A 597-nucleotide genomic window follows, 5' to 3' on the forward strand; every position below is an offset into this window, starting at 1 on the left:
AACCTGCGGTTGGATCACCTCCTTACCTGAAGATACTGCCTTCGAAGTGCTCACACAGATTGTCTGATAGAAAGTAACGAGCAGAAAAACCTCTACAGGCTTGTAGCTCAGGTGGTTAGAGCGCACCCCTGATAAGGGTGAGGTCGGTGGTTCAAGTCCACTCAGGCCTACCAGATTTTCCCTCATGCTGCGTTGTGACGACGGCTCGCATAGTTCACTATGCTTCGCATCGCCACGCCTGGCCTGAGAAAAAATCACATTCGCCGGACGGTGAATGGAACTCCTGGTAGTAGACGGTCTCTGCAGTAACTGTATGGGGCTATAGCTCAGCTGGGAGAGCGCCTGCCTTGCACGCAGGAGGTCAGCGGTTCGATCCCGCTTAGCTCCACCATACTGTTTTCTGAAATACTTCAGAGCGTACCGGAAACGGTGGGCTGCGAAGTATTATGCTCTTTAACAATCCGGAACAAGCTGAAAATTGAAACGACGCTTTGCGTTATTCCTGCGTAATAAGGAATAAAGGCGAGGCGTTCGAGTCTCTCAATAATCACAACCGCACGTCGCAAGACGCCTGTGGGTTGTGAGGTTAAGCGACTA

At 51.3% G+C, this 597-nt stretch carries 1 protein-coding gene and 2 tRNA genes; 2 read left to right on the plus strand and 1 reads right to left on the minus strand.

The genetic code is table 11. The features are described 5' to 3' along the window. Positions 1–96: 96 nt before the first annotated feature. Positions 97–173, plus strand: a tRNA-Ile gene (locus EKL29_RS22940). Between the two features lie 142 nt (positions 174–315). Beyond that, a tRNA-Ala gene (locus tag EKL29_RS22945) sits at positions 316–391 on the plus strand. A gap of 19 nt (positions 392–410) precedes the next feature. On the opposite strand, the gene EKL29_RS23515 is transcribed toward EKL29_RS22945, so the two are convergent. Then, a partial coding sequence (locus tag EKL29_RS23515) for a hypothetical protein (protein ID WP_311779082.1) occupies positions 411–597 on the minus strand: 187 nt, incomplete at its 5' end.

Origin of the sequence: Pantoea sp. YU22 (genome assembly GCF_003970755.1) — a bacterium.
GTDB lineage: Bacteria > Pseudomonadota > Gammaproteobacteria > Enterobacterales > Enterobacteriaceae > Pantoea > Pantoea piersonii.